The organism is Streptomyces axinellae (genome assembly GCF_039532135.1).
Classification (GTDB): Bacteria; Actinomycetota; Actinomycetes; order Streptomycetales; family Streptomycetaceae; genus Streptomyces; species Streptomyces axinellae.
In genome coordinates this window covers 1-15,502 of the sequence record NZ_BAAARJ010000032.1, presented here as the reverse complement: position 1 = coordinate 15,502, position 15,502 = coordinate 1, and the positions used below count along the sequence as shown (strand labels likewise).

The window sequence follows — 15,502 nt, the reverse complement described above, 5'->3', positions numbered from 1 at the left end:
CGGCTCACTCACCGCCGGCGCAGCGGCGGGGCCCGGCTCGACGCCCTTGGATACCTCGTTGATCGCGTGCAGGGCGAACGCGAGGACAAGCGCCGCGGCCGGAGAGCCGTCCTTGACGAAGGCGCCGGTGTCGGCGGCGCTGATCCAGCGTCCGCACTGTTCAGCGGGCATGGCGGGACTCCGTTGCTGGTTGGCCGGCGGCGCCGGCCGGTGTCCGGGGATGGGGCACGGTGGGCAGGGCGAAATCGAGCCGCTTGTCCATCTCCAGCCGGAACGTGCCGTACGGGTTGATGTTCGACCAGAAGAGCGCGGTCAGCCCGCGCCGGTCCTCGTCCGAGAGCTTCTTCGCCCACACCGGTTCGGCAAGAACGCGCTGAAGCAGCAGGGTGTTGATGTGGACCAAGCTGGACTGGAGAAGGTGGAGCGCGAGCATCGAGGTCTCGGCGCGTTCCTTGTCCGACGGACCGGGGCTTGTCGTAGAAGCTTCTGAGTGGCTGATCACCCGGGTAAAGACGCCTTGGAGGCTCCATGCATCCGGGCGTGCGCTGTCAGGACCTGTCTGAAGCGACCAGGCCAGGCCTCAAAGTCAGGGGTACGCCAGCTGCCCCTGGTTGGGTCCGTGCAGTGTGACTGACGCGCACGAACCTGCTGCACACCGGCACTCTGCCCAGAAGGCAAGGTGTAGTGCCTGGGGCAACTTGATGGGGGGCGTCGCAACCCGGTGGTGCCAGAGCTTCCGCTAAGCAGCAGACGCCTCGCGGACCGACGTTGGTCCCGGGCCGCCACCCCGGTGATCAGGCCGTGGCAGCCCGTCCCGCCAGGTCCGAAGCCTGATCTCGATGTCACACAGGAGCAGGTGGAATACTCCCTATCAGGTACTCGATGATGCGGACGTCCTCGGTCTGTCGCGCGTTGGCCGACTTCGCATGTACCCGGCCCCGGGTCGGGGAACTTGTGGGTCCGAGCCCGCAGGCCCAGGGAGGAGGATTCCGAGATGAATCCAATGCGGGCGGGCTACCTCTCACGTGTTTCGGATACTGACGCCCACAACAGCAGGGACATGAAACTAACCTGACGAAGGGGCCGATTCCTATACATACCAGCCGGAAACCCCTCGATTTGGGTCAACGCTCCACCCTGTCGATGCTTGGTCCATTTGAGTGAATTCACTCTGGTGGGCTTGTTGGTTTATTTTATATCGTCGATAGTTGTAGACGTCCAACCGGTGGGTTGCCCATCCTCTCCGGGGGAGTGGCAGCCTCTTATTATGTCGACCCCGATTTCCGAATTGTGGTTGACGGCGAGAGATTGTCATAATGGGCGCCCCCGGGCGAGGATTTGGACCCCCCGGCCGATGCTCTAGCTGGCATCGGCCGGGGTGGCGACCCCCCTCTCACTCCAGCTTTGGGGGCGCCATGAGTGCTCTTACCACCTTTGCGGGTGCCTGGCATGTAAGCGGCAGACTGGGTGCAGTGTTCGGTCTGTTGACCGCCCGCTCCGGGCCCGCCTTGGCCCTGTTCCGCTCGGGCCGTGCGTCTGATCGCTCCCGCCGAGAACTCGGCGAGTGGCCGAGCGAATGCACCGCAAGCACAACTTGCGAAGAACCGTTGCGTGAAGACCGGTCCTGCCGGCCCAGCCGTCCGGCCTCTTCAACCCATCCGGGCCCAGCCCGCAGCGGATCCCGGCATCTGTCGCTGCGGAGGGGCCGGATTTCAGAAGCGTGCTCGGGTATGTGGATCGAGCGGTTTCGCGCCTGTGCCTGCGCGACGGCCTCTCTTCTGCGCGCTGGAGGCCGCCTCGTGCGCATCGCAGCCCTGACAGGTTCCGGCGTAGGCCTTACCGGCGTCCGCCGTCGCTGGCATCTGTGCCGCTCGGTCAAGGGCAACTGCCCCGGGCCCGGCCCGGGGCAGTTCTGACGAGGGCATCCTGCGGCGCGCACCCGCTTCACCGCCGACAGATGCCCCGTCAGGGCCCGGTGAGCTCTCCCCACTTCCTGCGTGCAGCGAACCTCCCACCTCTCGGTGGGCAACGAGCTCCCCACCGCACAGGCCACGGCCCTTGGTGCAGATGGTCTTCGGGCCTCGGCTTACCCGCTGCCGCGCCTGCCTGAGGTCGCCCCACCCCGGCCGGGGCGCATGGGGGACCGTAATGATCGGCTGCCTGTTCCGAGATTTTCCGGGAACAGCGGGAGGATTCATGGACACGTGTGTACGGGTCATTCTCAAAGGTGGCCCGGACGGCATTGCCAGGATCAGGAAAATCTCATACGGAGATGAAATTCCGCATGTAAAGGTGACGTGCGGAAACGGTTACGAACACTTTGAAAGAACGGGCGATTTCGAAGAGTTCGACGGGGAGCTCCTCCCCGTATACCAATGGTGTTACCGCACGTTCATCGCCGAGTAGTAAACCATTCCGGAACCCAGGACGGATGAAAGAGAGGGATGTTCTGATGGCAAGGACGAACCCGAATGTGACGGAATACGCAGGTATCTCATGAACCGCACGGCCAACCGTGGTCCGCATCCTCGAGACGCCGTGGTCACCGGCATGGGTTTCTGCCTGCCTGGACCGACCCGTCCCGTCTTCACCCCCCACGACCTGTGGAGCGTCGCGTCCCAGGGCGTCTCCTGTATCGCACATGACGATGTCTACTACGGATCAGTCCAGCTGACCGACCAGATGTTCAACGACCGTGTACCCGATGTCCCGCCGTTCTTCTCCAACCACTATACGAATGCGCACAGATTCGGGCTGGTGTCGATGGCGGAAGCCTGCAGTGATGCCGGTTTGGACATCCAGGCCGGCGGGCTCACCAACGCAGCGCTGCTCGTCGGCCGCGGAGGAGTCGATGCCAATGTCGACAGCTACCTGTCCATTCTCCGCGCCGACGCCCAAACCATCTCCCCGATGGACGCCATGGAGTTGTTCGTCGCTGCCGAACAGGCCGTATCCCCCTCCGACGTCGCCCTTGTCCAAGGCGCCCTGACTCGGTCCAGCGGCCCGTGCTTCACGGTTTCCTGCGGATGTGCATCTTCTGCCGTGCAGATCGGCATCGCCCGGCAGATGATCGCCGCAGGACAGGTGGACATCGCCGTGGTGACCGGCGTCGACATCTTCAACGTCCAGCTGATCCGGAACATCCAGCGCCTTCTGCGCGGCGCGCAAAGCTCCTACGACGCCATCCGCTCAGACGGAATGCCGTCGCTCCTTCCGTCCTTCGACGCCCTCATGCGGCCTTACGACCGGCGCGCCGACTGCATCAACCACGGTGAAGGCTCCGCGACCGTCGTCATGGAAAGCCGCGAAAGCGCCGACAGGCGAGGCGGCCATTCCTATGGCCAAGTACTTGCCCAGGCCACCACCCGCGATGGGCTGGCCAATCCTCTCGCGTGCGATGACACCGGAAGCCAATTGGTGACCGCCGTCCGACGCTGTCTTGAAGACCGGTGGCAGATCGATCAGGTGCCCTATGTGCATGGCGGCAGCGACGGCAATGTCGTGGTCACCGCGTTCGAGGCGAATGCCGTCACCGAACTGTACGGGCCAGCCCATGTCCAGGACCTCTTGATGACCTCGCAAGAAGGCTGCTTCGGCCACAACGGGGCCCCGGCCGGATGTCTCGGCGTAGCCCTGACCCTGCTGATGATGCAGACAGCTGAGGTATGTCCCACAACCAACTGCGAGCAGCCGGCCGAGAACGTGCCGTTCGACCCTGTCCCGGGGACGCGGACCCGCCCCTTGGACTTCGACTACGCCTTCAGCTTCAACTACCAGGTCGGCGGCGTGAAGAGCGCGATTCTCCTGGGAAGCCCCGAAGCCTCCTGAACACCTCCGGCGTAGCACAGGCGAGATGACCGACCGCCAGCCACGTCCTGTCTCGAACACCCCCAGGCCTGTCCGGGCCGGGCCGCTCTTGCTGCGGCCCGCACCACACGAAACGCCCCTGTGTTCGCCCGTCCCCGCAGCAGTACGGACCGCCCGCCCTGACTGGTGCCTCCCACCCGCAGACAAGAGGAATCCGATGGCTCGCGACGCGCACACACTTGGTAAGGAAACGGGGCCGATCGCTGTGATCGGCATGGGCTGCCGCCTGCCGGGCGACGTCGACTCCCCCGCGGCCTTGTGGCAACTGCTCACCGAGGGGCGCGACGCGGTCGGCGAACCCTCGGTGGAACGCCAGATGCTGCTGGGGCACAGCGCTTCTGCTTCCAGTAACGAAGCGAACGGCCCGCCCCTGGCCGGCGGCTACCTCAAGGACGTCTCGGGCTTCGACGCCGACTTTTTCGGCGTATCGGGCCGGGAGGCCGATGTTCTGGACCCCCAGCACCGGCTGCTCCTAGAAGTGGCCTGGGAGGCACTGGAACACGCCGGAGTGCCGAACGAGCAACTTGCTGAATCCGCGACCGGAGTCTTCGTCGGGCTCAGCTACAACGACTACATGGACGGCCTCGCGGGCCACCCTCAGGAACTCGAGGGTTCCATCCTCACCAACGGCCACTGTGTGGCGGCCGGCCGGATCTCCTATCTCCTCGGGCTGCGTGGCCCGTGCCTGGCGCTCGACACGGCATGCTCGTCCTCACTGGTAGCCGTTCATCTGGCTTGCCAGTCACTCCAGCAAGGCGAGTGCGACCTGGCCCTCGCCGGTGGGGTCACTTTGATGCTTCAGCCCAGGACCAGCGAGTCCTTCATCCGGATGGGCATGCTCTCCCCCACCGGCCGCTGCCACACCTTTGACGCCGCGGCGGACGGTTTCGTGCGGGGCGAGGGCTGCGGCGCCGTGGTCCTCAAACGCCTGAGCGACGCTGTACGGGACAACGACCGGGTGCTGGCCATCGTCCGTGGCTCCGCGGTCAACCAGGACGGGCGGTCCGATGGGATCGCCGCACCTTCCCCCGCTGCCCAGCGCGACCTGCTCCGTCTGGCCCTTCACCGCGCCGCCGTCGACCCCGGCGACGTCGGCCTCGTCGAGACCCACGGCACGGGTACGCCGGTCGGGGACCCCGTCGAATTCGCCAGCCTGGCCGAGGTCTACGGAGCAGGAAAGGGGCGTTGCGCTCTCGGATCGGTCAAGACGAATATCGGACACCTGGAGCCCGCGGCCGGGGTCACCGGTCTGATCAAAGCCGTTCTTTGCCTGCGGTACGGACAGGTCCCGCCCAACTTGCACTTCGACCGGTGGAACCAGGCGATCGACGCGACCAGCACCCGGCTCTTTGTTCCCACCGAGCTGGCCCACTGGCCGGTCGACACCAACACCCGGCTGGCGGCTGTGTCCTCCTTCGGTTTCTCCGGCACCAACGCTCACGTGATCCTGCAGCAGGCTTCGCCCAGCCGACGCCGGAGCCCTGCCGCCTTGGGACAAGGCGACACCGCAGGACCCTCAGTGCTCCTCGTCCCAGCAGGCTCACGGAATGTGCTGCCCACCGCCGCCCGGCGTCTCGCCGATTGGCTGGAGGGCGACGGCGCCGCGGTGCCGCTTCAGGACGTCTGCCACACCCTGTCCCTGCGCCGCAACGCCGGCCGCGGACGCCTCGGAGTCGTCGGCCGGACGCGGACAGACGTCACGCAGGCGCTACGGGCCTTCGCAGTCGGCCAAGCGCACCCGGCAGCAGTCTCCGGCGAGGTCGGTGCATCGGTATCGCGCCGACCGGTGTGGGTGTTCTCCGGCCAGGGCTCCCAATGGCCAGGTATGGGCAGCACCCTCCTGGAACGGGAACCGGTTTTTGCCGCCACCTTGGCCGAGGTCGACCCCCTGATCGCTGAAGAAGCCGGCTTCTCCGTCCTCCGGCTGGTACGCGCCAAACAACCGGTAAGCGGGTGCAGCCAGGTCCAGCCCACCCTTTTCGCCCTACAGGTCTCTTTGGCCGCAACCTGGCGTTCCTACGGGATCGAGCCCGCCGGAGTCATCGGCCACTCCATGGGAGAGGTCGCCGCCGCCGTTGTCGCCGGCGCGCTGACGATCGAGGACGGCGTCCGCGTCATCTGCCGCCGCTCCCATCTGCTGACCCGCATCGCCGGTCAGGGCGCCATGGCCACAGTCGGCCTCGATCCCACACAGGTACAGGCCGACATCACCGCCCAGGGCGGTGAAGACGTGTCGGTGGCCGTCCTGGCCGCACACGACTCCACCGTGGTGGCCGGCGACGCCGCACATGTGGCGGAGTTGACGGCCGCCTGGAAACAGCAAGGAGTGTCGGCAATGCCGGTCGCAGTGGACGTCGCCTCCCACTGCTCGCACGTCGACCCGCTCCTCCCGGAGCTCCGCGATCTCCTCGCCGACCTGACACCACGAAACCCGCAGGTCCCGTTCTACTCCACCGTGCTTCAGGATCCGCGGGAGACCCCTGCTTTCGACGCCGACTACTGGTGCGCCAATCTGCGCCAGCCAGTCCGGTTCAGCTCCGCGACGGCGGCGGCCGCCGCCGACCGCAACCTGGTGTACACGGAAATCTCTCCGCACCCCGTCGTCACCTACGCTCTCAGCCAGAACCTCGCGCCCCTCGTCAACGACCCGGTGGTGCTGCCGACCCTGCGGCGGGACGAGGAGGAGGACCTCACCTTCCGTACCCAGCTGGTGGCCCTGCACTGCGCAGGTGTCAGCGTGGACTGGAGCCCCTTGCACACAGGCGCCGACCTGGCCGATGTCCCCCTGATGACCTTCGACCGCCAACACCACTGGGTCCAAGCGGCACAGGGCGGGTCGGCGACCCAGGACAACGAAGCCGTCCCCGGCCCCGCCCTGCTCGGCCAGCACCGAGAAGTGCCCGGCGATCCGGTACGCCACTCCTGGCAGGGCGACTGCGGTACCGCGTCACTCCCCTGGTTGAGCGACCACCGGGTGTTCGACACCCCGGTCATGCCCGGCGCCCTGTCATACGCCGTCGCGCTGAACGCTGCCTGCGAGGCCTTCGGCATGGCAGCTGACCAGGTCCAGGTCACCGATCTCGCTTTTCACGACACGCTTCGGCTCAGCGAACACACCGACTTGGCCACCACCGCCACCATGGCCGCTCCCGACCGCGCCGAATACGACATGTTCGGACGCAGCCCAGGCGGACAGTGGAACCAACACGCCAGCGCCGTGCTGCGCCCGCTCATCCTGCCCGGCCGGCCAAAACCTGTCTCCGTCACCTCACTCGCGCTCCGGCACCCCGTTGAACTCGACCCGGAATCCCTGTATGCCGGACTGCGCAGCAGAGGGCTGGAACACGGGCCGGCCTTTACCGGCATCGATGAGCTGCACACCGCCCACGGCCGCACCAGCTTCTGGGCCCGCATCGCCGCGCCGTCACCCGCACGCATGGGGGCCGGCGAACTGCAGATCGACCCCGTCCTGGTTGACCTGTGCCTGCAGATGGTGGTGGCCGGACTGATCGAGGAAGCGGACAGGGGACTGGTCCTGCCGGTCCAGATCCGCTCGGCTCGAATCCTCGGCGACCCGGCGACCGCGGTGTACTGCCATAGCCGGATCTCCGAAGCGACCCCCGACCGCATCGTCGGCCACGCCCGGCTGCTGGACGAGGTCGGAGTACCCGTCCTGGCCCTGGACGGTGTGCAATTCTCCCGCCGCACCACACAGCAACAAGAAGAGTCCGACCGGTGGCTGCTCGAGCCCACCTGGCACCCCGTCCCAAGCTCCACCGACACCCCGTCGCCCCCGCCGGGGGGCTGGCTGATCATCGGAGAGGGGGACGAGACCGCTGAAGACCTCGCGACCGCCCTGCGAACGGCCGGCGCCCGAACGGAAGTATGGGAGGTCCCGCTGGGGGACAGCCGACTGGAGCCGCTGGGCGCATCGCTGGACCAACGCCTGGCTGCCGACCCCGCTCCCCGCCATGCCGTGGCGATGCTCTGCAGCCCCTCGGCGACGGGCGCCACCGAGCCCCAGCACGAGGCACTCAAACGCACCCGGCGACTGCTGCACATCGCCCAGGCCCTCGCGACCCGGCCCGAGCCACCGCGCCTGTACGTCATCACGCACCAGGCATGCAAAGCCACCCCCACCGATACCGTGAATCTCGAACAGGGCGCTCTGCGAGGACTCGTACGTGTCCTGACAATGGAGCACCCGGAGCTGCGGACCGTCCTGCTGGACGATCACGTCGGACCAGGAGCACCGGACCCGTCCCGGATCGCTCGCGAGCTGCTGTCGGACGCGCCGGAGGACGAAGTCGCGCTGCGCGGAACCACGCGGCTGGTCGCCCGCCTCGACTACGCTCCGCCCGGTCAAGCGGAACGCTCACCCGCCGTCTCCCGCACCGTCCGCTACGGTGAGGACGGCTTCCGCCTCCGGATCGCACGCCTCGGCGACCTGGGAAGCCTGGAGCTCACCGTGGCCGACCGCCACGAACCAGGGCCCGGTGAGGTCGAACTACAGGTGCAGGCCGCTGGCGTTAACTTCCGCGACGTCCTCACCACCATGGGCCTGCTGCCGGGGAACGATGATGTGCGCTACCGGATCGGCTACGAGGGTGCCGGCCGAGTAACCGCAGTCGGCCCTGGGGTTGAACACCTGCACGTCGGGGACCAGGTCCTTGCCGCCACGCTGAAAGGCGGCGCATTCGCCTCCTTTGTCACCGTACCGGCAGCCGTAGCCGCGCCCGTGCCACCAGGTCTGCAGCCGCATCAGGCCGCAGGACTGCCCGTGGCCTTCCTCACCGCCTGGTACGCCCTGCGCCACGTGGCCCGGCTTGCGGAGGGCGAACGAGTTCTCATCCATTCAGCCAGCGGCGGCACCGGACTGGCAGCTATCGCCGTGGCACGGCGGCTGGGAGCACAGGTGCTCGCCACCGCAGGCAGCGAAGAGAAACGCCGCCATCTGCACGGCATGGGCATCGAGGCAGTGATGGACTCCCGCTCGCTGGACTTCACCGAGCAGACCCTCGCAGCCACTGACGGCCAGGGCGTCGACGTGGTCCTCAACTCGCTGTCCGGAGCAGCCATCCGGGCAGGCTTGGAAGCCCTGCGCCCATTCGGCCGCTTCGTCGAACTGGGCATGCGGGACATCCTCTCCGACGCCCCGATCGGTCTGGCTCCGTTCCGGCACAACATCACGATGAGCACCGTCGACCTCATCGGGCTCCAGCAGCAGCGCCCGGACGACTTCACGACTGTCCTGAGAGAGGTGATGGAGGAGTTTGCCGCAGGCCGCCTGAAGCCGTTCCACTGCTCCACCTCCCCCCTTGAAGAGGCCACCGACACATTCCGCAAGATGGCGGGCGCCGAGCACATCGGCAAACTCGTCCTGACCGTCCCCGAGCATGGCGACGCCACAGCCGTGCTGCCGACCGAGCAGCGCACTGTGTACCCGGACGGGGCGTACGTGATCACCGGCGGGCTGCGCGGACTCGGCCTGGCCACCGCCCGCTGGCTGGCTGAGCAGGGAGCCGGGCACCTCGTCCTCAACGGCCGCACACCGCCCACCCCCGAAGCGACACAGACGATCGGTGAAATCGTCGCTCAGGGAACCGAAGTCCGAGTCGTTCTGGGTGACATCTGCAAAGCGGAGACCGCCGAAAGTCTGGTCGCCGCCGCGACACAGAACGGCACCCGCCTGCGCGGCATCGTGCACTGCGCCATGGTTCTCGACGACGCGGCTGTCCTCAACATCGAAGAAGAGCAGCTCCAACGCGTCTGGGCGCCCAAAACCGACGGGGCCTGGCACCTGCACAACGCCACAGCGGATTCGCCCCCGGACTGGTTCGTGGTCTTCTCGTCCATGGCCTCACTGCTGGGCAACCCGGGCCAGGGGGCGTACGCGGCGGCCAACTCCTGGCTCGATGCCTTCGCGGTCTGGCGCGCCGGCCATGGCTTGCCCACCCTCTCGGTCAACTGGGGACCGTGGGGAGAGACCGGCGTCGCCACCGATTTCGCCGACCGCGGCTACCACACCATCCCCACAGATCAGGGGCTGAAGGTCCTCGGCACCCTCCTGGCCCACGGCCGCGTATACACCGGCGTTGTTCCCGGTGAGCCCGACAGCTGGGTGCTGCCCGCCGTACGCCAGTCCTCCTTCTTCAGCCTCGTCTCGCCGCGAGATGAAGGCGAGCAGCAATCCCACTCGTCCGACGCCGGCATCACCACTCGCCTCCAGAACGCTGAACCCGGCCTCCCGCGTCGCACAATGCTGGAGACCTATCTGGCCGACCAGGTCCGCGCGGTCCTGCGCCTGGGCAGCAGTGCCCTTGATCCGCAGACGCCCTTCAAAGCCCTGGGGTTCGACTCCCTGCTCTCCATGGAGTTGCGCGTGCGCCTGGAGACCGAGCTAGGAGTAAAACTCGCAACCAACTTCGTATGGCAGCACCCAACCCTCTCAGCGCTGGCCGATGGCCTGGCCGAGCGGATGGGCCTGGACTCGTAACAGACCGCGGCCCACCACGATCACAGGCAATGTCCAGGTCCAGCGACCCGCATCGCCCCCGGACAGCTCTGCCCATGGCTGGCGGGTGAACAGCCGGAACCTCCAGGCCAAGGCACCTTGCTGTCGGCCCGCGCCCCGGCGGCCACGAGCCCAGCCCAGCGCAAGTGACCGGGCCGCCTGACCACGCTCTCGTCGCACCTGGCGCACTCCGCGCGCAGGTGCCCCTAGCAGGGTTACTGCGGCGTTTTCAGCACTATTTCAGCCGCATCTGCCTCGCCCGGGCGCTGCCCCCTGGCGCCCTTGCCTCCCGCAGTCGTCGCCAATGCCGTCCATCCCCGGACCACAGAGCGGAAGCGAAACCGTTCTGGTCTACCACCACAGAAAGTGAGCATCCTCCGTGAATCTGGCCGTCGCACCGAAACCGACCATCTCATTCACCCCGCGGGAGATCAGCGACTGGCGTGGTACCCCCAGCCTCGCAATAGCCAGGAGCCTGCAGCTCAGTGGACCAACCGCGACGATCGCCGTGCCGGCAATCAAGCGTTCGGTCCCCGTCGTTCGGCACCTCGCCCGATTGTGGCTGGACTCCCAGGGAATCTCTGACGACGGTGCACGCTTCGCGGTGCAACTGGCGGTCTCGGAACTCGTGACCAACGCCGTCGAACATACAAGCAGCATGGTCATCACCAGCCGCCTCCATAAAGACCGCACAAACGTGTGGGTGGAGGTACAGGACCAGGGAGGGACGCCTTCCGTTCCGCGCCTGAAACCCCCAGATACAGCCCTCGACAACGGCCGGGGACTTGCCCTTGTGGCGGAAGTCGTCTGTGGATGGGGCTTCAGTCTGGCCCCCGCCGACAACAACTGCACGGTCTGGGCAGCGATCCCCTACTCGGACAACCAAGAGGAGGAGACCCCGGCCGCATAGCACGGACAGAAGCACCACAACGAGCCTGCATCCGGACGCATCGACGGGGTCAAGCGGGGACGGCGCTCCCGGAGTCACAGGAGTCCGTTCCTCTCCGGAGAGTCCTCAGCCGGTTCCCACCCCCTGCCCCGGGCAGCTCACCCTTCTCCTCATGAGTGCCTCTTGAGAACGCGGAGCCTCATAGGCGTCGCTGGTTGTGCGTCCATGGGGGTCACCGGGCCCGGTCGACGGCTTCACGGCCTGAGATCCAGTTGACGTAAGTGTTGTTGGTATCTCGTGCAACATACCTCCGCCGCGCTGCACGCTTAAGGAGTACTGCTTGCGAGGGTGACGAATTCGGAAAAGGCAGTGTGTTTCTCCTAGTAATCTATCCAAGGTCGGTGCATTCCGTTGTACACGCGAGATCCTCACCATAAGCTCCTCGTTACTATCCTCCCGCCATTACTGGAAAGGTCCTGTCCGCCGGACGGGGGCGGGTTCGGCGGATGGTACGAGGTGCGGCTGGACGTCGACGAAGCCAAGAACCTTGGCGGAGTGGCCCTGATTCGCTCCGCGATGCGCGTGGCTGCCCGATCTCTGGGGTGGTCCAGGCTGCAGACGTTCGGAGGCACTTACCCCCTTAACGCTGTCGCTGGGGTGGTGGATCAGCGGCTGATTCCAGAAAATTTCGCAGCAGTCGTCGACAAACACCGGATGGCGCGAATGCTGGCTTCGGCCGAGGTGGTATCGCAGGCGCTCCGGCTTGGGACCCGGAGGTCGGTACCGGGCTGTATTTCTGCGAGCACGCAGGAATTCCGCGCTGCCTACACCGCGCGCTTGCCAGAGTGATGCGGCGAGAAAGCGATGCGTCTGCTGGAGAACCCCTTCCAAGGCTTGAGGTGGGCCACTCGGCTTGCCTGGCACGGCGAGCGTGTCGGCCTCGTGGGTGATTTCGGCGGTGCGGCGATCCGGGGATAGCGCGACGGCGACGGTATGGAACATTCCATACGCTGACAAAGAGACTACTCAGCGTTAAGGCGCGAATGGGAAGTTTCGGTACCCCGCACCGAGGGGAAAAGCCCCGTACCGAACCAAACGGGCCGCCCATCCCTCTCGGGGTACGTGGCCCGCTGCGTTTTTGTGACGTGGTTTCTGTGGTTGTGGGGTTGTGGTGCCCGGGCGGGGATCCCTTGACTTGTGCTGGTCCCCGAGTGGAGCCGGCCGGGCCGAGGGCGGCCCCCTCCGAAGGGGTCCACATGAGTACCGCCGTTCAGTCGCCGTGGCAGGAACTGCTGGGGACAGAATCCCTCCCCGTCCAGGTGCCGCCGCACGCCGTGGCGGGCGAGGTCAGCCGGGCCGCAGTCCCGGCGAGCACCTTCCTGGCCGTCACGTCGATCCCCGTCGCCAACAACCCGGTCGGGCTGGCGTTCGCCCCCAACGGCAACCTCTATGTCGCCAACTCCGGGTCGGCCAACGTGTCGGTGATCGACCCCACCACGGACACCGTCATCGGCGCCCCGATCGGCGTCGGCGGTACGCCGGTCTGGCTCACGGTCGCCCCCAACGGCAACGCCTACGTCCCCAACAGCGGGTCGAACACCGTGTCGGTGATCGACACAACCACCAACACCGTCATCGGCGCCCCGATCCCCGTCGGCAACCAGCCGGCCGTGGTGGCGGTCGTCCCCGGCGGACGCGTCTACGTCACCAACTTCGCCGCGAACACCGTGTCGGTGATCGACACAACCACCAACACCGTCATCGGCGGCCCGATCGCCGTCGGCGCCCAGCCGGTCGGGATCGCGGTCGCCCCCAACGGCAACGCCTACGTCACCAACCGGGGCTCGAACACCGTGACGGTGATCGACACCGCCACCAACACCGTCGTCGGCGCCCCGATCCCCGTCGGCAACCAGCCGAACTTCGTGGCGATCGCCCCCAACGGCAACGCCTACGTCGCCAACATCGGATCGAACAGCGTGACGGTGATCAACACCATCAGCAACACCGTCGTCGGCGCCCCGATCGCCGTCGGCAACCAGCCGTGGGGCATCGCGGTCGGCGCCGACGGGATCGCCTACACAGCAAACCGGGCGGCGAACACCGTGACGGTGTTCGACACCGCCACCAACACCGTCGTCGGCGCCCCGATCCCTGTCGGCGCCGGACCGATCGCCGTGGCGGTCGCCCCCAACAACAAGGTCTACGTCAGCAACATCAATGGGAACAACGTCAGCGTCGTCCAATTCGACCCGACGCTGACCAGCATCACCCCCGCCCAAGGGCCCATCGCGGGCGGCACGGTGGTGACGATCACCGGCACCAACCTGACCGGGGCCAGTGTCGACTTCGGCGGCGTCCCCGCCACCGGGGTGAGCGTCAACGCCACCGGCACGCAGATCACCGCCACCACTCCGCCCGGGGCGGCGGCCGGTCCTGTGACCGTCACCGTCACCACCCCTGGTGGCAGCGCCAGTCTGGTGAACGGCTTCACCTACGTTTTGCCCGTCCACGCCACCTCGCTGACCGCGACCCCGGCGCTGGCGAAGCTGTTCCCGCCGCACGTGTATTTTCCGTTCCTGACCGCCACGCTGACCGACCAGGTCACCGGCCTGCCCGTGCCCGGCCAGACCATCACCTTCAAGATCGGCAGCAACCTCCTCGGCATCGCCACCACCGACGTCCAAGGCGTCGCCCGGTTCAACGAGACGCTCATCCTGACGCTCATCCTCGCCAACGGCGGCTATGACGTCGAGTTCGCCGGCGGCGCCACCCCGTCAGCAATCCTGTCGCCGTCCAGCGCCCACGCCGGAGTCATCGAACCCTGACTCCCCGGAGGCCGCCATGTCCTGTCAAGCCGCTTGAGGAAGTTCGTCCGCATTCGGCTGGTTCCCTCGTTCGAGGATCCAGAAGATCTGGCGGCAGATGTTGCGCTGGAGGCATCGCTGGGCGTCGCCGCGGCTCTCGCCCTCGTCGACGCGGCGGGCGATGCACGTCTTCGTGGCAGGATCGAGCCGCATCCGGATCAGGGTGAGGGCGTGCATTGCTTGGTTCAACTGGCGGTCGCCACCCCGGTTCAGAGCCAGTGCTTGTTGGTCAGGCCCGACGAGGCCGGGACCGGGGCGATGCCGGCGAAGGAAGCGAAGGCGGCCTCAGAGCGGAACCGACCCGGGCGCGACCAGCTCACCAGGATCTGCGCTGCGTTGATCGGGCCGACGCCGAGCAACTCTAATGTTTCGGGGACCTGTTGGCGGACGAGCTGGAGGAGCTCGTTCTCCAGCTCGCGGGCCTCGGTGCTCGCGGCGGAGGGGGCGGGAGAGCGGGGTGCTGCGGGCGACCAGGCGCATCCGGCCGCTTGGATCGTAGCGGGCCAGCAGCACGGTGTGCGGCAGGTGATCGGGCCGGTGACCGCGCCACCCGCGCCCCGTCCTGGCCAGACAGCCCTCGATGCCGACCGCTGCCCACTCCGGGGACAGCCACTCCTGTGCCTGTTCGGGGTCGGTGGTGGCAGGACACAGCGTCCACGGCGCCGCGAGCTGCTGGCGGGCGAACAGGTCTTCCAGCAGCTCGCGCCGCCGACGGTAGGGCAACTGCATCGTCACCTCCTCGCCGAGCTGGAGGAGATCGAAGGCCACGAAGTGCGCCGGCGTCTGCGCGGCCGACTCTGCGGCCCGCCGTCCGCTCCGGCGGGGCGCGGGCGGCGAGCAGCTCGAAGTCGAGCCGGCCCGCCTCCCCGGCGACCACCAGCTCGCCGTCGAGCACACACGTCCCCACCCCGGCCAGCTCTCCGGCCGCGTGGGCGATTTCGGGAAAGGCGCTGCTCAGGTCGGAGCCGCGCCGGGCCTGGAGGTAGATGCGGCCGGGCACGGCGAAGCACACGGCGCGGAAGCCGTCCCACTTCGCCTCGTAGGACAGACCAGGTCGGCGGGGCAGGTGCTCGACCGGGCGGGCGAGCATCGGCTCGACCGGAGGAGTGCGCACCACCAACGGCAACACACCTAGTAGTGCTTCGTTACCTTGGGTGATCTTCCCTGTTTGTGGGCGCGCGTGGGGCATGAGGTTTGGGGAAGTCGAGCGGCTCCGCGGTGAGTTGGCCCAGTTTGTCGCCGATGTGTTCGGTTCGCTGCCCCGGAGAGGTCAGCGTCGTTGGGGCGAGTGCTATCTGCGGGGCTTGATGCTGGGAGGGCGGCGTCAGTCGGTCCAGCCGATGGCTGAGCGTCTGCCCGATGGTG

General features: G+C 67.2%; 10 protein-coding genes and 1 pseudogene. 6 read left to right on the top strand and 5 right to left on the bottom strand.

Features of this window, described 5'->3' with window-relative positions; genetic code table 11:
* Positions 1 to 160 precede the first annotated feature (160 nt).
* Positions 161 to 502, bottom strand: coding sequence for a Tn3 family transposase (locus tag ABD339_RS31375; protein WP_344570566.1), 342 nt, complete (start codon positions 500 to 502; stop codon positions 161 to 163).
* Between the two features lie 1,565 nt (positions 503 to 2,067).
* Between ABD339_RS31375 and ABD339_RS33930 the strand changes: the two genes are divergently transcribed.
* The 5 genes from ABD339_RS33930 (at position 2,068) to ABD339_RS31355 (ending at position 14,098) form a co-directional block, all read left to right on the top strand.
* Positions 2,068 to 2,406: a DUF5988 family protein gene (locus ABD339_RS33930; protein WP_425576157.1), complete on the top strand. Its 339-nt coding sequence runs from the start codon at positions 2,068 to 2,070 to the stop codon at positions 2,404 to 2,406.
* Positions 2,407 to 2,496: 90 nt separating this feature from the next.
* Positions 2,497 to 3,828: a beta-ketoacyl synthase N-terminal-like domain-containing protein gene (locus ABD339_RS31370; protein WP_344570565.1), complete on the top strand. Its 1,332-nt coding sequence runs from the start codon at positions 2,497 to 2,499 to the stop codon at positions 3,826 to 3,828.
* 196 nt (positions 3,829 to 4,024) lie between these two features.
* Positions 4,025 to 10,363: an SDR family NAD(P)-dependent oxidoreductase gene (locus ABD339_RS31365; RefSeq protein ID WP_344570564.1), complete on the top strand. Its 6,339-nt coding sequence runs from the start codon at positions 4,025 to 4,027 to the stop codon at positions 10,361 to 10,363.
* 397 nt (positions 10,364 to 10,760) lie between these two features.
* Positions 10,761 to 11,291: an ATP-binding protein gene (locus ABD339_RS31360; protein WP_344570563.1), complete on the top strand. Its 531-nt coding sequence runs from the start codon at positions 10,761 to 10,763 to the stop codon at positions 11,289 to 11,291.
* A 1,235-nt stretch (positions 11,292 to 12,526) separates the two neighbouring features.
* Complete coding sequence (locus ABD339_RS31355) at positions 12,527 to 14,098, top strand: IPT/TIG domain-containing protein (RefSeq protein WP_344570562.1); 1,572 nt, start codon at positions 12,527 to 12,529, stop codon at positions 14,096 to 14,098.
* 24 nt (positions 14,099 to 14,122) lie between these two features.
* Here ABD339_RS31355 and ABD339_RS31350 read toward each other — a convergent pair whose 3' ends face one another.
* The 4 genes and pseudogenes from ABD339_RS31350 to ABD339_RS33925 form a co-directional block, all read right to left on the bottom strand.
* Positions 14,123 to 14,314, bottom strand: coding sequence for a hypothetical protein (locus ABD339_RS31350; protein ID WP_344570561.1), 192 nt, complete (start codon positions 14,312 to 14,314; stop codon positions 14,123 to 14,125).
* 32 nt (positions 14,315 to 14,346) lie between these two features.
* Positions 14,347 to 14,457, bottom strand: coding sequence for a transposase (locus ABD339_RS31345; RefSeq protein WP_344570560.1), 111 nt, complete (start codon positions 14,455 to 14,457; stop codon positions 14,347 to 14,349).
* Positions 14,423 to 15,034: an ATP-dependent DNA ligase gene (locus tag ABD339_RS31340; RefSeq protein WP_344570559.1), complete on the bottom strand. Its 612-nt coding sequence runs from the start codon at positions 15,032 to 15,034 to the stop codon at positions 14,423 to 14,425. Before ABD339_RS31340 ends, ABD339_RS31345 begins: the two co-directional genes overlap by 35 nt.
* A pseudogene (locus ABD339_RS33925) lies at positions 14,970 to 15,227 on the bottom strand (ATP-dependent DNA ligase); the annotation flags it as partial. The gene ABD339_RS31340 and the pseudogene ABD339_RS33925, both read right to left, overlap by 65 nt.
* Before the next feature lie 97 nt (positions 15,228 to 15,324).
* Here ABD339_RS33925 and ABD339_RS31335 point away from each other — a divergent pair.
* A partial coding sequence (locus ABD339_RS31335; protein ID WP_344570605.1) for a transposase occupies positions 15,325 to 15,502 on the top strand: 178 nt, incomplete at its 3' end.

What these genes read in the sequence shown, in the direction of transcription:
- ABD339_RS33930 (WP_425576157.1), top strand. Translation starts at nt 2,068, where the DNA reads ATGGTCTTCGGGCCTCGGCTTACCCGCTGCCGCGCCTGCCTGAGGTCG.
- ABD339_RS31370 (WP_344570565.1), top strand. Translation starts at nt 2,497, where the DNA reads ATGAACCGCACGGCCAACCGTGGTCCGCATCCTCGAGACGCCGTGGTC.
- ABD339_RS31365 (WP_344570564.1), top strand. Translation starts at nt 4,025, where the DNA reads ATGGCTCGCGACGCGCACACACTTGGTAAGGAAACGGGGCCGATCGCT.
- ABD339_RS31355 (WP_344570562.1), top strand. Translation starts at nt 12,527, where the DNA reads ATGAGTACCGCCGTTCAGTCGCCGTGGCAGGAACTGCTGGGGACAGAA.
- ABD339_RS31350 (WP_344570561.1), bottom strand. Translation starts at nt 14,314, where the DNA reads ATGCACGCCCTCACCCTGATCCGGATGCGGCTCGATCCTGCCACGAAG.